The organism is Rhizobium sp. BR 250 (assembly GCF_047445855.1).
Classification (GTDB): domain Bacteria; phylum Pseudomonadota; class Alphaproteobacteria; order Rhizobiales; family Rhizobiaceae; genus Agrobacterium; species Agrobacterium tumefaciens_I.
On sequence record NZ_JARWKW010000002.1, the window covers coordinates 191,525 to 206,633 of the forward strand.

Below are 15,109 nucleotides of genomic sequence, written 5' to 3' on the forward strand. Positions count from 1 at the left end.
CTGTTCCGGGCTCAGGGAGGACCGGTCTGGCAGGGGGGAATCCGCAATGGGGTCCGTGATGAAAATGGCTTCTTTTTCCATGAATGTCGTTTGCGCCGCTCTTTTCGCAACGGCGCTGCCAGCGCTGTCGCAGGCGCAGGAACCGGCCCCGCAATATAACGTCGTCACCGACGCGGTGCTGTTCGATGGCGGCCCCTCGCTCGGCAATAGCGGCAGGGTGCGATGGGATTTCTACAAGGCCGACCGGACCGGCGCGCGCACCGACGTGAATGCCGGCGGCTCCTATGACGCGACCTTCGAGGCGAAGCTGCCGACTGGCAAATATGTCGGCGTGGCGGCACTCGGTAATGTGACCCGCGAAGTGCCCTTTGAGGTAAAGGAGGGAAGCATCGCGCGGCCGAAGGTGAATTTCGACGCGACGGAACTGACTGTCGTGCCGAAACGCAGCGCGGGCGGCGATGTGGAAACGCAGGCGAAAACCGAAATCACCAGGGGCGATTTCAAGGACAGTGTCTACGGCCAGAATACCGTCTTCGTGCCGGCGGGCGAGATCACCCTTACCGGCAGCATAGGCCCGGCGCGGGCTGAGGAAACCCTTGCCATCAAGGCCGGCGAGAAGATCAGCCACGAACTGGTCATTCCGAGCGGGGTGGTCGTCGCCAAGGCGGTTTATGCGGAAGGCGGCAGGGCCGTCGAAACGGATGATATCCGCTTCGAGGCCATGTCGGCCAAGGAAACGCTGGATGGCACGCGCGAGACCATCAACGGCATTTACGGCACCGGCAAGATGATGGAAATGCCGGCCGGGGATTTCGTCATGCGCGCCCGTCTCGGCAAGGTGACGGTGGAACAGCCTTTCACCGTGACGGCCGGAAAACGCACGGAAATCACCGTCGATCTCGATGCGGGCGTTCTCGCAATCACCGCCCCTGGTGCTGAACGGATCGATATCGTTGAAACGACCAGGGATATTCAGGGCACGCAGAAGGAGATTTCCGGCCGTTACGGCACGAAACATCAGGAAACCCTGCATCCCGGCGATTATTCGGTGAAGGTAAGCTACGACAAGAAATCCGGCCGTGACCCAAAGGAGATCAGGGCGACCGTCAAGGCGGCGGAACGGACCGAAACGACTGTGGCGGAGTAGTCGCGTTGGGGCGTCACAATTTCCGGCCCGATGGTCCATATTTGGGCCTGAGCATCGGGTGCATCGAAGGACGCGTCGCATCCTTCGGCACGACCTGTAACGGCGCACCGATTTTCACGCCGGCAAAACCCGAGGCCGCGATGCGGTCGCAAAGCCTGATCCACTGACAGCCGCGACAGGCCTGCCGGATGTCTCCGGCAGCGAAAGCCGCGCGCATTTTCGCGAGAAAATCCGGCGTCGCCTGCAGCCTTTTGCCCGCGACTGGTGTTTCGCCCAGAAGCGCCGAAACCGAGAGACGGGCCGTCTCGTCCCGTTGCACCACGCCTTCGTTGAAACAGTGCGCATGGCTTTCGCAGAGCAGGCCTTCGCAGATGTCGTCCGCCCCTTCCACCAGTTCGATATCTTCGCCCGCATTCAACCGGGCGGCGACACGGTCGTAATTTTCCACGAAGCCGGATGTGTAGCCCTTGCCGATATAGGTCAGCATGCAGAGAAGGTGGTGGGGCCGCAGGCGGACGGTCACGGGCCCCGCCCTATCCAACGATGGCGAAGGCGTCACGCACCGAGCCGGACGAGGTGCGGATCGCCTTGCGGCCGATCCATTGCACATGTCCGTCAAGAATGCGCACCGCCTCCTCGGCGCGACCGCCGCGCAGCGCATCGATGATGGCGCGGTGATCGGTATCGGTGCGGCGCTCCCAGCCGGCCCGCCAGGCGGAAAACAGGAAACGGGCGCTCGCCGCATGCAGGCCGTCGATCGCCTCCATCAGGCGCGGCATGTTGCAGGGCGCGGTGATGAGGCGGTGGAAACGACGATTGGCCTCCTCCCAATGCTGCACATCGACGGCGCTATCGCCTTCGAGCGTCGCAGCCTCCGCCTGATCGAGGATGGCGGGTGTCATGTTGGGAATGGCGTGGCGCAGCGCCAGCACCTCGAGGGCTGCGCGCATTTCCGCCACTTCACGCACGTCGTCGAGGCCGAAATCCGCGACCCTCACACCCCGGCGCGGAATGCTGGCGGCCAGACCCTGCGCTTCCAGCCGGCGGAAGGCCTCGCGCACTGGCACATGCGAGGCGCCAAATTCGGCGGCGATATGATCCTGCCGAAGACGTTCGCCCGGCGACAGCTCGCCGCGAACGATGCGGTCGGCCAGCGTGCGGCTGATGCGTGCGGCAATGGTGTCTTCAGGCGTGTTTTTCACTGTCTTGGGCATAACATCCCATAACGCATATGGCGCGACTGTGTGTAGCGGTTTTTGCGCGCCCCATATACGCAAAGCCGAATATTGGAAGCGCGGCTTGCTTGCCGCATCCCCACCAAGCTATGAGCCGGGCGGGACCGACCCTTGCGGGTGAGCCGGTTGAGCTTGGCGCGGACATGGTCTAAAAGCCCGGCATCATTTCTTCCAAACAAATCCGATACGGGAGCGCCCATGAGCGGCTTCGACCTCATTATTTTCGACTGCGACGGCGTTCTGGTCGATTCCGAAATCATCGCGGCGCAGGTGGAATCCCGCCTTTTGACCGAGGCCGGTTATCCGATCTCCGTCGAGGAAATGGGCGAGCGCTTCGCCGGCATGACCTGGAAGAACATTCTCCTGCAGGTGGAAAACGAAGCGAGCATTCCGCTTTCCGCCTCGCTGCTCGACAAATCGGAAAAACTGCTCGACATGCGGCTGGAACGCGATGTGAAGATCATCGAAGGCGTCAAATTCGCACTCTCGCGTCTGACGACGCCACGCTGCATCTGCTCCAACTCCTCCAGCCATCGGCTTGACATGATGCTGACGAAGGTGGGCCTGAAGCCCTATTTCGCGCCGCATATCTATTCCGCCAAGGACCTTGGCGCCGACCGCGTGAAGCCGAAACCGGATATCTTCCTGCATGGTGCGGCGCAATTCGGTGTTTCTCCCGACCGCGTGGTCGTGGTCGAGGATTCCGTGCACGGCATCCATGGCGCGAGAGCCGCCGGCATGCGGGTCATCGGCTTTACCGGCGCATCCCACACCTATCCGAGCCACGCCGACCGACTGACGGATGCCGGCGCCGAAACGGTGATCTCGCGCATGCAGGACCTGCCGGCGGTGATTGCGGCGATGGCGGAGTGGGAAGGCGCTTTTTGAGTTGTGAAAGCGCTTCTTTCGTGATCTGACTTGCTGCATTGATATTTTAATAAATGTAGCTACATTAATTCATGAAAATCACATGGGACGAGCCCAAGAGGCTCGCCAATATCGAGAAGCACGGTTTCGACTTTGCGGATATCGATGGCTTTGACTGGGATAACGCCATCATCGAGAAAAGCCTGACCGGACCTGGAAGTTCGCGCTTCAAAGCGATCGGATATTTTCGGAACGGGACTATGGCTGTCGTTTTTGCGACTGTCGGAACAGAAGCGATATCCATCATCAGCTTCCGACGGGCAAGTTCCAGGGAAAGAAGGAGGTTGCCATGGCCAAAGTTGCAAAACTAAAAAAATTCAAACCCGGACGCGGCTATACCGAAGCGGATTGGGACGCTGTCGATTTCCCGGAAATGACCGATGAGGAACTCGCAAATGCGCGTCCTGCCCGAGAGGTTCTGCCCCCCGCCTTTTTCGAGGCCATTGACGAGTTTCGTAAGTCGCGTGGTCGCCCGGCGTTGGAAAAGTCAAAAAAACAGGTAACTTTACGCCTTGATGAGGACGTGCTGGAGCGTTTTCGCGAGGGCGGCAGAGGGTGGCAGAGCCGCATCAACGACGCTTTGCGGAAAGCTGCCGGAATCTAAAGGCGCCATTCCATTTAAGGCCGGAGCCTGCCAAAGCAGCCTCCGGCTTCGCTTTTTGCCCGTCAGATCACCGGCGCTTGGTCTTCGCCTTCGCGCCCTGCTCGGCAAAACCGATATAGACGCTGACCGATTTCGGTGCGCCGCCCGGTCCGTTGGGGATGGCGACGTGGTCGTTGTTGAAGATGAACTGCGTGCCGGCCCCGCCTGCGGGGACATCGATGGCGAAATTGGTCGTTTCGCCGTAAATCTCGCCATCGCCATCCTTCACCGTCACGCGGATCGGCACGGTGACGCGGCCGGGCTTGGCCATCGGGCCGGGAACGAGGCGGCCCTGGGCCAGCACGTTTACGGTGAGCGTCGATTCATTGGCGGTGCAGGAGCGCGTGGTATCGGACAGCGAGACCTGATAGGCGAGCTTCTGCGGATCGTCCTTGGCGCCACCGGTGTAGACGCGGTGAACGGCACTGGCGTCGAGAACCGTCACAGCCGGGCAGTTGGCCTGAACCACGGCAGCCGTCGGCGCAGCCTGCGCTGTTGGCGGGTTGACGGCAAGCGAGTCCGACGGGTTGGAGGAATTGCATCCTGCAACAACGGCCAGAAGCGACATCGCGGCGGACAAACGCAAGAAATTCCCTGACACTCTTCTAATTCCCTCTCCATTGTCCCGGAACAGAACCGGAGACGCTGTTTATTGACCTTTCACCCAGGTTGGCGATGGTCTATAGCAGCGACGCCGGAAAAAATCGATTGGCATGTTCGGTTTTGCTTGAATTTTCAGAAAAGCCCTTCATTAGCTGCCCAATCGCCTCATTCCGGCGAGACGCTGCGCAAAAGATGCCGATCACACCGGCAACGGATAAGGGACTATCTCGTGGAATATGTATCGACCAGGGGTGCGGCCCCTTCGCTTGGTTTTTGCGACGCGCTTCTGGCGGGCCTTGGCCGTGACGGCGGGCTTTATGTTCCGCGCAAATGGCCTTCCATGTCGAAGAAGGAAATCCGCAACCTGCGCGGCAAGTCCTACCAGGACGTCGCCTTTGAGGTCCTCTACCGTTTCACCGGCGGCGAAATTCCGGCCGACAAGTTCAAGGCGATGATCGACGACGCCTATGCGACCTTCCGCCATCCGGCCGTCGTTCCGCTGGTCCAGACCGGCCCGAATACGTTCGTTCTCGAGCTTTTCCACGGCACCACGCTCGCCTTCAAGGATGTGGCGATGCAGCTTCTCGCCCGCCTGATGGATTACACGCTCACCCAGCGTGGCGAGCGCGCCACCATCGTCGGCGCCACTTCGGGTGACACCGGCGGTGCAGCGATCGACGCCTTTGCCGGGCGTGAGCGCACCGATATCTTCATCCTGTTCCCGAACGGCAAGGTCTCGCCGGTGCAGCAGCGCCAGATGACGACCTCGACGGCTTCCAACGTGCATGCGCTGGCGATCAACGGCAATTTCGACGATTGCCAGACGCTGGTGAAGGAGATGTTCAACGACGTGAAGTTCCGCGACGGCGTGAAGCTTTCCGGCGTCAACTCCATCAACTGGGCGCGCATCATGGCGCAGGTGGTCTATTATTTCACCGCCTCGCTTTCGCTGGGCGGCCCTGACCGGAAGATTTCCTTCACCGTTCCGACCGGCAATTTCGGCGATATTTTCGCGGGTTACGTCGCCAAGAAGATGGGCCTGCCGATCGACAAGCTCATCATCGCCACCAATGACAACGACATTCTGGCGCGTACGCTGAAGACCGGCCGTTACGAGATGCGCGGCGTCAAGCCCACCACCTCGCCTTCGATGGACATCCAGATCTCGTCCAACTTCGAGCGCCTGCTGTTTGAAGCCTATGAGCGCGATTCCGCCGCGGTGAAGGCATCGATGGATGGCCTGAAGCAGTCCGGCGCATTTGAAATTCCGCCGCACGCGCTGAAATTCATCAAGAAGGATTTCCGCGCCGGCCGTGCCACCGAAAAGCAGGTGGCGGCGACCATTCGCGACACGCTGGAAAAGACCGGTTATCTCATCGATCCGCACACGGCGACCGGTGTTTTCGTAGCGGAAAAGCACGAAAAGGCGGGAAGCCCGATGGTGGTTCTGTCGACCGCCCACCCGGCTAAATTCCCGGCCGCCGTAAAATCCGCTTGCGCAATCGACCCGGCGCTTCCAGTATGGTTAGCTGACATTATGAACCGGGAGGAGCGTTTCGATATTCTGGATGCGGAACTGAAAGCCGTGGAAACCTTCATCGGCAAACATGCACGCGCCGGCAAATAGAGACGCGGAAAGACGTTGAGTATGAGAGTAAATTTGACCCGGCTTTCGTCCGGGTTGACCGTTGTTACGGAAAGAATGCCACATCTCGAAAGCGTCGCTCTTGGGGTGTGGATCAAATCCGGTTCCCGCAACGAGACGACTGCCGAGCACGGCATCGCCCATCTTCTCGAACATATGGCGTTCAAGGGCACGGCGCGGCGCACTGCCCGGCAGATCGCCGAGGAGATCGAGAATGTCGGCGGCGAAGTCAACGCTGCGACATCGACGGAAACGACCTCCTATTATGCCCGCGTCCTCAAGGATCATGTTCCGCTCGCCGTCGATATCCTTGCCGATATCCTGACGGAATCGCTCTTCGACGAGGATGAGCTGGAGCGCGAGAAAAACGTCATCCTCCAGGAAATCGGCGCTGCGACCGATACGCCTGACGACGTGATCTTCGACAATTTCTCCGGTGTCGCCTATCGCGACCAGACGATCGGCCGGCCGATCCTCGGCACGCCGGAAACCGTGCAATCCTTCACCAGCGGCGAGATCCGTCATTATCTTGCCCGCAATTACACCACGGACCGCATCTTCGTCGTCGCGGCCGGCGCGGTCGATCACGAAAGCTTCGTGAAGCAGGTGGAAGAGCGTTTCGCTTCGCTGCCGCTCGTGCCCGCGGCACCGCCCGTCATGGAAAAGGCGATCTATACCGGCGGCGAAATCCGCGAGACCCGCGACCTCATGGACGCGCAGGTGCTGCTCGGTTTCGAGGGCAAGGCCTATCACGCCCGGGATTTCTACTGTTCGCAGATTCTCGCCAATATTCTCGGCGGCGGCATGTCCTCTCGCCTCTTCCAGGAAGTGCGTGAGGCGCGCGGCCTGTGTTATTCCGTTTATGCCTTCCATTGGGGTTTTTCCGATACCGGCATTTTCGGCGTGCATGCGGCGACCGGCGGCAACGACCTGCCTGAACTGATGCCCGTCATCGTTGACGAATTGCGCAAGTCTTCCCAGATCATCCATCAGGAAGAAATCGACCGCGCCCGCGCACAGATCCGTGCGCAATTGCTGATGGGACAGGAAAGCCCTGCCGCCCGCGCCGGCCAGATCGCCCGGCAGATGATGCTTTACGGCCGCCCCATCCCCAATGAGGAGATGATGGAGCGCCTGGAACACATCACCCGGGAACGCCTGACCGATCTTGCGGGCCGGCTGTTTTTCGATACAGTTCCGACATTGTCTGCAATCGGCCCGCTCGAACATCTGCCGCCGCTTTCAGACATCACTGCCGCGCTTTCCGCGCAGCAGCCCGCAAGGATAAAGGCGAACGGATAAACCGATATGAGGGCGGGATTTAAAGGCGAAGACCGCTCACCTTTTTCGCCATCCCGTTCGCGGATGGCGATGTCTGCCGCACAGGGATCGTGAATGCTGCGTTTTCTTTCCCGACATAACGATACGCCCGAACTGCGCAGCGCCAATCACCTTCTCAGACTGCCGCGTTACGGCGACTTCAAGCAATGGCATGTGCTCCGCTCGGAAAGCCGGCAGTTTCTCCAGCCCTGGGAACCGACCTGGCGTCCGGACGAGCTGACGGAAGGCGCCTTCCGCACACGCGTGGTGCGCAACGGCCAGGAATTTTCCTCCGGCACCGCCGTCTCGTTCCTGCTCTTCGAAAAGGAGACGCTCTTGGTCGGCGGCATCACCATCGGTTACATCCGCCGGGGTGCGGCGCAGAGCTGCATGATCGGCTACTGGATTGGCGAGCGCTACGCCGCGCAAGGCCATATGTCTGCCGCATTAAAATTGGTAATACCATACATCTTTAACGGACTTCAGTTGCACCGTATCGAGGCAGCCTGTATTCCGGAAAACTTCAAAAGCATCCGGCTTCTCGAAAATGCCGGGTTCCAGCGGGAAGGTCTCTTGCGGGAATATCTGAAAATCAATGGCCAATGGCGGGATCATATGATGTTTTCCCTTCTTGCCGACAAGCAAAGCTCCGGCGGAACGAAGTACGATACATGACCTACACTCACACTGCGCCTTGCCTTGCGAAACGTCTGGCGGCAATCGCGCTGGCTGCGCCGTTTTTCCTGCTGTTTCTGCTTTTCGCTTCCCATTCCTTTGCTTTCGAGCCGGTGAAGATTTCCCGTGACGACACGGCGCTCGATCTCACCGCGACGACCGATATCTATGCCAATCAGGGCGAAGCCTTTCAGGTCTCGACCGCGCCCGGCCCGGACGGCATCCGCCGCCGTATCGAAGTGCGCGCCAGTTCCAACGACCATCAGGGCGACTGGGCGGTCTTTGCGCTCGCCAACGTCTCCGAAGAGCAGCTGGAGCGCGTCATCGTCGCCCCGCATTTCCGCCTCGTCAATTCCAAGCTGTTCTGGCCCGATCTCGGTTCGCAGCGCATCATGGCCATCACCCCGAGCGAGGGCTTCGCGCTTGACCGGCAGCCGAGCCCGGATGCCGACGTTTTCCGCATCACGCTCAATCCCGGCTCCGTCATCACCTTCGTCGCCGAGCTTTCCACGCCGCAGCTGCCGCAGATCTATCTGTGGGAACCGGAAGCCTACAAGGACACGATCAACGCGTTCACGCTCTATCGCGGCATCGTGCTCGGCATCGCCGGCCTGCTGGCCGTGCTTTTGACCATTCTCTTCGTTGTCAAGGGCACCTCGGTGCTGCCGGCATCGGCCGCGCTCGCCTGGGCGGTGCTGGCCTATATCTGCGTCGATTTCGGCTTTCTCGAAAAGCTCATCACCGTCACATCCAGCGATCAGCGAATATGGAGGGCGGGCGCGGAAGTGGCGCTCGCCTCCAGCTTCGTGGTCTTCCTCTTCACCTATCTCAATCTCAACCGATGGCACGCGCATCTGGGTTATGCGACCTTTGCCTGGGTGGTGGGGCTGGCGCTGCTGTTCGGCGTTGCGATCTACGACCCTTCGGTCGCCTCCGGTATCGCCCGCGTCTCCTTCGCGCTGACGGCGACGGCCGGTATCGCGCTGATCATCTATCTCGGTTTCAACCGTTACGACCGGGCGATTTTGCTCGTGCCCTCCTGGGCGTTGATCCTCGTCTGGCTGTTCGGCAGCTGGCTGACGGTGACGGGACAGCTGGACAACGACATCGTGCAGCCCGCACTTGGCGGCGGGCTGGTGCTGATCGTGCTTCTGATCGGCTTCACCGTCATCCAGCATGCCTTTGCCGGCAGCGCCTATCAGCAGGGCCTGTTCTCCGATCTCGAGCGGCAATCGCTGGCGCTGACGGGCAGCGGCGATACCGTGTGGGACTGGGACGTGACGCGTGACCGCATCGTCACCACGCCCGACATTTCCAACCGGCTGGGGCTGGAACCCGGCACCATGCATGGTGCGGCCCGCAACTGGCTGCCGCGCCTGCACCCGGATGACCGCGACCGCTTCAAGGCAACGCTCGACGTGCTGCTCGACCATCGCAAGGGCCGCCTCAACCACGAATTCCGCATCCGCGCCGAGGATGGCCATTTCCACTGGCTGCAAATCCGCGCCCGTCCGGTTCTCGGTTCCAACGGCGAAATCATCCGCTGCGTCGGCACCATCACCGATATCACCGAACAGAAGAACTCGGTGGAGCGGCTGTTGCAGGATGCGATGAACGACAATCTGACCGGGCTTCCGAACCGGCAGGTCTTTCTCGACCGTCTGCAATCGATATTGAACCTCTCTCCCGACAGCGAGGGCGTGCGCCCGACCGTGATGGCGATCGATATCGACCGTTACAAGCTGGTCAATGACACACTCGGCATTGCTGCCGGCGACAATATCCTCATCGCGCTCACCCGCCGCCTGCGCCGCCTGCTGAAACCGCAGGATACGCTGGCGCGTCTCGGCGGTGATGAATTCGGCCTGATCCTGACGTCCGAGCGCGATCCGCAGCGTGTCGCCGATTTCGCCGATGCGGTGAACAAGGCGATCATGGTGCCGATCAATTTCGCCAATCGCGAAATCATCCTCACCGCCTCGATCGGCCTCGTCTCGTGGATCGACCAGCAGGAAAGTGCTGCCGGACTGCTCAGCGATGCGGAACTGGCCATGTACCGCGCCAAGCGCGCCGGCGGCAATCGCGTCGAGCCGTTCCGCCCCGCCTTCCGCACCTCCGGCACCGATCGCCTGCAGATGGAAAGCGACCTGCGCCGCGCCATCGAGCGCAAGGAACTGTCGCTGGCCTATCAGCCGATCGTCAAGCTTGACGATGGCGAACTGGCCGGTTTCGAGGCCCTGATGCGCTGGGAGCATCCCAAGCGCGGCAATATTCCGCCGAGCGAGTTCATTCCGATTGCGGAGGCCTCCGGCCTGATCGAACCGCTCGGCATGTTCGCGCTGGAACGGGCCGCGACCGATCTGATGGACTGGCAGCACGCCATCGAGAAGATGCCGATCTTCATTTCCGTCAATATTTCCAGCGCGCAATTGCTGAACAACGAATTGTACAACGACGTGCGCAGCATGCTGACCCGCACACGTTGCAATCCGCAGCAGCTGAAGCTGGAACTGACGGAATCGGTCGTCATGGAAAACCCGGAACAGGCGAGGCTCGTGCTTTCCAAACTCAAGGAAACCGGCCTCAGCCTCGCCATGGACGATTTCGGCACCGGCTATTCGTCGCTCGCCTATCTCACCCGCTTCCCCTTCGACACCATCAAGCTCGACAAGGCGCTGGTGGCCAATACCAGCGACAAGCGCAACGTGCTCTTGCGCTCCGTCATCGCCATGGCGCGCGCGCTTGACATGCAGGTGGTGGCGGAAGGCATCGAAACACCTGAGGATGCGGCGGAACTGTCGCGCATGAACTGCCATTTCGGCCAGAGCTTCCTGTTCGGCACCCCCGTCTCGGGCGATGCGGCGCTGAAGCTTCTGCGGGAACGGTTTCAGCCGACGAAGCGGGCTTCGTAAGGGGTATTGAGGCGGGAAGTAATAGAAGGTCACTCTATTACTTCCGTCAACCGGCCTTGAGCCGGAATCCAGCCGACGCGCGTCTGCGTGGCGGAAAGAGTCTTTTCAGCCCAAAGACTTGGGCTGGCTGGATACCGGCTCAAGGCCGGTATGACGGAGATGGGGAAGCGCGCTTTCCCAGACTATCAACTCTCGTATTCGCTAACCCATTGCCGCCTGCGGCACATCCGCCGCCACCTTCCCATGCAGGAGGTCGTGAATGAATTCCATCTTCGTCACCACCGGCGGCTTCAGCACGAAGGGATAGAGGTCCGCCTCCCCCATGCTGCGCTGGATGGAGTTGATGGCAACGCTGAGCGGGATCCAGGCCTTGACCAGCTGTGCGGCGCTGCGGGCATTGTAGGGGTCGAAGGTCACCTCCGCCGCCATTTCCTCATGTCCGTCCGGATCGATCGCCACACCGAAGGCGCGTGCGGTCTCGAGTGTATCGACGATATGCAGGTAATGGGCGAAACATTCGGCGAAATCCTCCCAGGGGTGGACCGAGGCATAGGAGCTGATGAAATTCTCCTGCCAGTCGGGGCGCGGCCCGGCATCGTAATTGCGTTGCAGCGCCGCGTCATAATCCTCGCGCTCGTCGCCGAAGACGGCACGGCAGGCCTCCAGCCGGTTCACGTCCCGCACCAGCTTGTTCCAGATGAAATGACCGACCTCGTGGCGGAAATGGCCGAGCATGGTTCGATAGGGCTCGTTCATATTGGCGCGCACCTGCTCGCGCGTCACATCATCGGCTTCCGCCGCGCGGATGGCGATCAGGCCTTCATCATGGCCGGTCATGGCGGGTATGACGGAACCATCGGGCGCCACCTCATCGACCAGAAAGTCGAAAACGAGACCACCGGCCGGATCGGCATCCCGATTGGGATGCGGCAGGCCAAGGCGAAGGATCGAATAAAACAGGTGCCGCTGCGCCTGGCTGATGCGGCGCCATTGCGCAATCCCCTGCTCGGTCGCAATGTCAGGCACCAGGCGATTGTGGCTGCAGGCCGGGCAAAAGGCGCTGGCGCTTTCCGCAGGCACCGACCAGTTGCAGATATCGTTGACCTCATTGGCACAAAACCGCACCTGTTTTTCCGGCTCCGCGACGATCTGCCAGTTCGGTTCACCCACAGGCGCCAGCGCTTCCATGGCAAGCCGTTCCGGCACGAAGGCCAGACGATGGCCGCAGGAGACGCAGAAGCGATTGTCGAAATGAACCGGCTGGCCGCAGGATGCGCAGGAGAAAAGCTTCATGGATGAAACCCTTGCGATGATCGGGAGGAGGCAGACATAAAATGCGGTCGTGACGGCGTGACGACCGGGTCGCCCTGGCCCATACACGACAAGAGCGCATGTGCGATGACACATGCGCTCCATGCGCCCTGCCGTGGGAGAGGCGCATCACTTCATGCAGGATTACATGCGGTCGATGGCACCCTTGACGGCATCCTTTGCCTTGCCGACGGAGGTCTGAACCTTGCCCTTGGTTTCCTGGGCGGCACCCTTGGCGCGCAATTCATTGTTGCCCGTCGCTTCGCCGATGTTCTTCTTGACCTTGCCAGCAACTTCGTTGGCTTTACCGGCGATCTTGTCGGATGTGCTACCCATATGACTGCTCCCTAGTTGAGCCGTACTGTCTGTCCGGCTTTCCAGGTGAGTAACGTCAGGGGGCAAGTTTTGGTTCCAGCCCGCAAGCGCAGGCGGTGCTGCGGAGTGTCAGGCGTGGCCCGCATCCGTGGAGAGCATGCGGGCATCGACGCCCATCAGGGCCAGCGCCCGCTCGTATTTATTGTCCAGCCCACGGTCGAAGATCAGCTCTTCCGCCGCCGGGCAATTCAGCCAGCCATTATTGGCGATCTCGTTTTCCAGCTGGCCCGGCCCCCAGCCGGCATAACCGAGCATCATGGTCGCCTTTTGCGGGCCGCGGCCGTTGGAGATGGCGCGGACGATATCGAGCGTTGCCGTCAGCGAAATATCGTCGCTGACCGGAATGGAGGATTCGCTCAGATAATCATCCGAATGCAGCACGAAACCGCGACCGGATTCGACCGGGCCGCCGCACTGGATCGGAAATTCGCGGGTGCGATTGGGCAGCATGATGGCGTCATTGCTGTCCACCAGCTTCAGATGCAACAGGATATCGGTAAAGGTGATCTGCTGCGGCCGGTTGATGATGAAGCCCATGGCGCCGGCATCCGAATGGGCGCAGATATAGATCACCGAACGGGCAAAATTGCCATCGTCCAGCCCCGGCATCGCGATGAGGAACTGACCATCGAGAAAGCCACGTTCGCGTTTGTCCATCAGGGTTGAAAAGCTCACCGGCGCCTCCAGCAGACCGAATTCCGTCATTCAAACGGTAAACGGCGTTCGCACTTCGACAAAGGACAGGATGCGACATAGCGCCCGATCAATCAACCGAAAATGATGAACCGCACGAATTCGTAACTGGTCCGCCGGGCGATGTTGGGTTAGACGGAAAGTATGAGCGTCAGGATATTCTTTCGATTTTCACATCTTCGTCTCGTGGCCGCATTTGCCGCCCTCCTCGGCGGCGCTGAAGCTGCCCGGGCCGAAATTACCGACTGGGCCAGAAGCGAAGGCGGCCAGATGCGCGTGGCAAGCCTTGCCATGGATGCGAATGGCGTGCTGCGCGGCGTGCTGCAGATCGAGCCGAAGGACGGCTGGATAACCTATTGGCGCGAGCCCGGTGAAGCCGGCATACCGCCCCAGATCACGCTCGATCCGGCCAGCGGCGCGACGCTTGCTGCCATGGCCTATCCCGTTCCGAAGCTCATCAAGAACGGCGACATCACCGATATCGGCTATGATCACGCCATCAGCCTGCCCTTTCAGCTGAAAGCCGCCGACCCGGCGGCGAGCGGGAAGATCGACCTCACCGCCTTCATCGGCGTGTGCCAGAATATCTGTATTCCCTTCGAGGCGAAGTTTTCAATCGAGCGCGGCAATGCTGGCGCTGACGACAATGAGGAACGCCGCCTTCTCGAGGAGGCGCGCGAGACGCTGCCCGAGGCGGCTTCCGACGATTTCAAGGTGATCGATTTCCACATCACGCCCGACAAGACCATGCTCGGCGTGCAGCTGCAATTGCCGGAAAACGCACCGAAGGAGACCGAGATCTTTATCGCCGGCCCTTCCGGTTTTGCCTATTACGAACCGCAGAACATGGTGCGCGACAAGCGCAAGCTCTCCTTCTACATGAACATCAAGGGCCTGCCGAAAACCTATCAGGTGCAGGGCAACAGCTGGCCCATTCTGGTCAAATCCGGCGACCGGGCGATGGAAACGATGCTGAATTTCCCCAAGCCCTGAGCGGGTGTCCGGCATGCGGCATTTCAAACGAAAACCGCATGACAGATTTCATGTCCCTGCTCTATAGTCGCGCCGAACCGAACGGCCACAGGAGCATGGACATGACCATCAAGATCGGCGAAAAACTGCCTTCCGCAACCTTCAAGGAAAAGACGGCCGATGGCCCGGTGGAAACCACCACGGACGCCCTTTTCGGCGGCAAGAAGGTGGTGCTTTTCGCCGTGCCCGGCGCTTTCACCCCAACCTGCTCGCTGAACCACCTGCCGGGCTATCTCGAAAACCGCGATACCATTCTCGCCAAGGGCGTGGATGACATCGCCGTCGTCTCCGTCAATGACTGGCACGTCATGGGCGCCTGGGCGCAATCATCCGGCGGCCAGGGCAAGATTCACTTCCTGGCGGACTGGGATGCCGCCTTCACCAAGGCGCTTGGCCTCGACGCCGATCTTTCCGCCGGCGGCCTCGGCGTGCGCTCCAAGCGATATTCCATGCTGATTGAAGACGGCGTGGTGAAATCTCTGAATGTCGAAGAGAACCCCGGCCAGGCGACCGTTTCGGCCGCTGCGGCGATGATCGAGCAGCTTTAAAAAGCTCGCCACTTAAATACAAATAACGCCACACATTCATCAG

General features: G+C 60.6%; 16 protein-coding genes. 10 read left to right on the forward strand and 6 right to left on the reverse strand.

What is annotated here, in order from left to right:
* Positions 1 to 46: 46 nt before the first annotated feature.
* A complete protein-coding gene (locus QD336_RS03970; RefSeq protein ID WP_499169474.1) occupies positions 47 to 1,147 on the forward strand; it encodes a hypothetical protein in 1,101 nt (366 codons plus the stop codon).
* 13 nt (positions 1,148 to 1,160) lie between these two features.
* Here QD336_RS03970 and QD336_RS03975 read toward each other — a convergent pair whose 3' ends face one another.
* Positions 1,161 to 1,634 carry a DUF1284 domain-containing protein gene (locus tag QD336_RS03975; protein WP_499169684.1) on the reverse strand — a complete coding sequence of 158 codons (474 nt, stop codon included), beginning with the start codon at positions 1,632 to 1,634 and terminating at the stop codon, positions 1,161 to 1,163.
* Between the two features lie 46 nt (positions 1,635 to 1,680).
* A complete protein-coding gene (locus tag QD336_RS03980; RefSeq protein WP_065654301.1) occupies positions 1,681 to 2,361 on the reverse strand; it encodes a GntR family transcriptional regulator in 681 nt (226 codons plus the stop codon).
* A 219-nt stretch (positions 2,362 to 2,580) separates the two neighbouring features.
* Between QD336_RS03980 and QD336_RS03985 the strand changes: the two genes are divergently transcribed.
* From QD336_RS03985 to QD336_RS03995, 3 genes are all read left to right on the forward strand, one after another.
* Positions 2,581 to 3,270, forward strand: a complete 690-nt coding sequence (locus QD336_RS03985; RefSeq protein WP_448734444.1) for an HAD family hydrolase — start codon at positions 2,581 to 2,583, stop codon at positions 3,268 to 3,270.
* Positions 3,271 to 3,341: 71 nt separating this feature from the next.
* A complete protein-coding gene (locus QD336_RS03990; protein WP_499169477.1) occupies positions 3,342 to 3,620 on the forward strand; it encodes a BrnT family toxin in 279 nt (92 codons plus the stop codon).
* Entirely contained in the window at positions 3,599 to 3,913 is a 315-nt protein-coding gene (locus tag QD336_RS03995; RefSeq protein ID WP_499169478.1) for a BrnA antitoxin family protein, read from the forward strand. Before QD336_RS03990 ends, QD336_RS03995 begins: the two co-directional genes overlap by 22 nt.
* Positions 3,914 to 3,980: 67 nt before the next feature.
* Here the strand turns inward: QD336_RS03995 and QD336_RS04000 are convergent, their stop codons facing one another.
* Positions 3,981 to 4,520 (reverse strand): PilZ domain-containing protein, encoded by a 540-nt coding sequence (locus tag QD336_RS04000; protein WP_331284190.1) that lies wholly within the window; start codon positions 4,518 to 4,520, stop codon positions 3,981 to 3,983.
* A 264-nt stretch (positions 4,521 to 4,784) separates the two neighbouring features.
* Between QD336_RS04000 and thrC the strand changes: the two genes are divergently transcribed.
* The 4 genes from thrC to QD336_RS04020 all read left to right on the forward strand — a co-directional run bounded on the left by thrC (position 4,785) and on the right by QD336_RS04020 (position 11,107).
* A complete protein-coding gene (gene thrC / locus QD336_RS04005; protein ID WP_499169479.1) occupies positions 4,785 to 6,182 on the forward strand; it encodes a threonine synthase in 1,398 nt (465 codons plus the stop codon).
* 21 nt (positions 6,183 to 6,203) lie between these two features.
* A complete protein-coding gene (locus QD336_RS04010; protein ID WP_269342310.1) occupies positions 6,204 to 7,502 on the forward strand; it encodes a M16 family metallopeptidase in 1,299 nt (432 codons plus the stop codon).
* A gap of 93 nt (positions 7,503 to 7,595) precedes the next feature.
* Positions 7,596 to 8,195, forward strand: coding sequence for a GNAT family N-acetyltransferase (locus QD336_RS04015; RefSeq protein ID WP_269342308.1), 600 nt, complete (start codon positions 7,596 to 7,598; stop codon positions 8,193 to 8,195).
* On the forward strand, positions 8,192 to 11,107 hold the full coding sequence (locus tag QD336_RS04020; RefSeq protein WP_269342307.1) for an EAL domain-containing protein: 2,916 nt from the start codon (positions 8,192 to 8,194) through the stop codon (positions 11,105 to 11,107). Before QD336_RS04015 ends, QD336_RS04020 begins: the two co-directional genes overlap by 4 nt.
* A 201-nt stretch (positions 11,108 to 11,308) precedes the next feature.
* On the opposite strand, the gene QD336_RS04025 is transcribed toward QD336_RS04020, so the two are convergent.
* The 3 genes from QD336_RS04025 to QD336_RS04035 all read right to left on the reverse strand — a co-directional run bounded on the left by QD336_RS04025 (position 11,309) and on the right by QD336_RS04035 (position 13,468).
* Positions 11,309 to 12,400, reverse strand: a complete 1,092-nt coding sequence (locus tag QD336_RS04025; RefSeq protein WP_499169482.1) for a zinc-binding metallopeptidase family protein — start codon at positions 12,398 to 12,400, stop codon at positions 11,309 to 11,311.
* Between the two features lie 162 nt (positions 12,401 to 12,562).
* Positions 12,563 to 12,754: a CsbD family protein gene (locus QD336_RS04030; RefSeq protein WP_269342303.1), complete on the reverse strand. Its 192-nt coding sequence runs from the start codon at positions 12,752 to 12,754 to the stop codon at positions 12,563 to 12,565.
* Between the two features lie 108 nt (positions 12,755 to 12,862).
* Positions 12,863 to 13,468: a YqgE/AlgH family protein gene (locus QD336_RS04035; protein WP_448747772.1), complete on the reverse strand. Its 606-nt coding sequence runs from the start codon at positions 13,466 to 13,468 to the stop codon at positions 12,863 to 12,865.
* A 162-nt stretch (positions 13,469 to 13,630) separates the two neighbouring features.
* On the opposite strand from QD336_RS04035, the gene QD336_RS04040 reads away from it, so the two are divergent.
* Both QD336_RS04040 and QD336_RS04045 read left to right on the forward strand, forming a co-directional pair.
* Positions 13,631 to 14,479, forward strand: coding sequence for a protein-disulfide reductase DsbD domain-containing protein (locus QD336_RS04040; protein WP_499169484.1), 849 nt, complete (start codon positions 13,631 to 13,633; stop codon positions 14,477 to 14,479).
* A gap of 101 nt (positions 14,480 to 14,580) precedes the next feature.
* Positions 14,581 to 15,066 (forward strand): peroxiredoxin, encoded by a 486-nt coding sequence (locus tag QD336_RS04045; RefSeq protein WP_269342447.1) that lies wholly within the window; start codon positions 14,581 to 14,583, stop codon positions 15,064 to 15,066.
* Positions 15,067 to 15,109: the final 43 nt, after the last annotated feature.

What these genes read in the sequence shown, in the direction of transcription:
- QD336_RS03970 (WP_499169474.1), top strand. Translation starts at nt 47, where the DNA reads ATGGGGTCCGTGATGAAAATGGCTTCTTTTTCCATGAATGTCGTTTGC.
- QD336_RS03975 (WP_499169684.1), bottom strand. Translation starts at nt 1,634, where the DNA reads ATGCTGACCTATATCGGCAAGGGCTACACATCCGGCTTCGTGGAAAAT.
- QD336_RS03980 (WP_065654301.1), bottom strand. Translation starts at nt 2,361, where the DNA reads ATGCCCAAGACAGTGAAAAACACGCCTGAAGACACCATTGCCGCACGC.
- QD336_RS03985 (WP_448734444.1), top strand. Translation starts at nt 2,581, where the DNA reads ATGAGCGGCTTCGACCTCATTATTTTCGACTGCGACGGCGTTCTGGTC.
- QD336_RS03990 (WP_499169477.1), top strand. Translation starts at nt 3,342, where the DNA reads ATGAAAATCACATGGGACGAGCCCAAGAGGCTCGCCAATATCGAGAAG.
- QD336_RS03995 (WP_499169478.1), top strand. Translation starts at nt 3,599, where the DNA reads ATGGCCAAAGTTGCAAAACTAAAAAAATTCAAACCCGGACGCGGCTAT.
- QD336_RS04000 (WP_331284190.1), bottom strand. Translation starts at nt 4,520, where the DNA reads ATGTCGCTTCTGGCCGTTGTTGCAGGATGCAATTCCTCCAACCCGTCG.
- QD336_RS04010 (WP_269342310.1), top strand. Translation starts at nt 6,204, where the DNA reads ATGAGAGTAAATTTGACCCGGCTTTCGTCCGGGTTGACCGTTGTTACG.
- QD336_RS04015 (WP_269342308.1), top strand. Translation starts at nt 7,596, where the DNA reads ATGCTGCGTTTTCTTTCCCGACATAACGATACGCCCGAACTGCGCAGC.
- QD336_RS04020 (WP_269342307.1), top strand. Translation starts at nt 8,192, where the DNA reads ATGACCTACACTCACACTGCGCCTTGCCTTGCGAAACGTCTGGCGGCA.
- QD336_RS04025 (WP_499169482.1), bottom strand. Translation starts at nt 12,400, where the DNA reads ATGAAGCTTTTCTCCTGCGCATCCTGCGGCCAGCCGGTTCATTTCGAC.
- QD336_RS04030 (WP_269342303.1), bottom strand. Translation starts at nt 12,754, where the DNA reads ATGGGTAGCACATCCGACAAGATCGCCGGTAAAGCCAACGAAGTTGCT.
- QD336_RS04040 (WP_499169484.1), top strand. Translation starts at nt 13,631, where the DNA reads ATGAGCGTCAGGATATTCTTTCGATTTTCACATCTTCGTCTCGTGGCC.
- QD336_RS04045 (WP_269342447.1), top strand. Translation starts at nt 14,581, where the DNA reads ATGACCATCAAGATCGGCGAAAAACTGCCTTCCGCAACCTTCAAGGAA.